Annotated in this window: 1 protein-coding gene; it reads left to right on the top strand. The window is 61.0% G+C overall.

Annotation, left to right across the window (positions count from 1 at the left end; translation table 11 throughout):
• Positions 1–10: 10 nt before the first annotated feature.
• A partial coding sequence (locus GOB83_RS14690) for a helix-turn-helix domain-containing protein (protein ID WP_277875559.1) occupies positions 11–659 on the top strand: 649 nt, incomplete at its 3' end.

Below are 659 nucleotides of genomic sequence, written 5' to 3'. Positions count from 1 at the left end.
CGCGACACTGATGTCCTGGACGGGGTTGTCGCTTACGGCTTTGAGGCGGGCGGTCAGAGAGCTGGCCGAGGCCGGGATGATCGTGCCCTGTGACGGCCGGAACGGACAGCGGGGACGGCGCTGGCAGGGGCAGGAAGGCATGTCGCAGGTTGGATTCAGTCTGGCGTCCTTGCGCTATCGGTGGCCGGACCTACAGGCCCAACTTGAGATCGGCCGACGACAGCGCGCGGAAGTGGCATTTCTGCGTGAAGCCATTGCCGATCTGAACGAGCAGGTGCGCGTGGCGGCCGAGCTGCAGGGCGATGAGGCAACCGCCCTGGAAGCCGCACGGATCATGCGGCTCCGTCGCGGCACGGACCTGATTGATACGCTGGCCAGCTATCACGACATCATGAAAGCGCTCTGGGCGCGTGTGAAACCTGTGGAAAAGCCTGCGGAAAACCGTGTCGACAGGTCGCCAGATTCTGTCTGGTGTACCCCTGAAATGGCACCCATGGATGCTCAATCTGGCACCCACTATACAGAAAGAAATAACAAAAAACCTAAAAAGGTTGTTGTAGTAGCGCCCGAGGGGCGCAATCGCATTGAGACAATGCGGCGTGCAGGGCAGGTGTCTCAGCGTGAACCATCCGAGGGGCTGGAAGCATCCATTCTGCGGG

Origin of the sequence: Acetobacter fabarum, from assembly GCF_011516925.1 — a bacterium.
GTDB lineage: Bacteria > Pseudomonadota > Alphaproteobacteria > Acetobacterales > Acetobacteraceae > Acetobacter > Acetobacter fabarum.
This window is presented reverse-complemented; position numbering and strand designations above follow the sequence as displayed.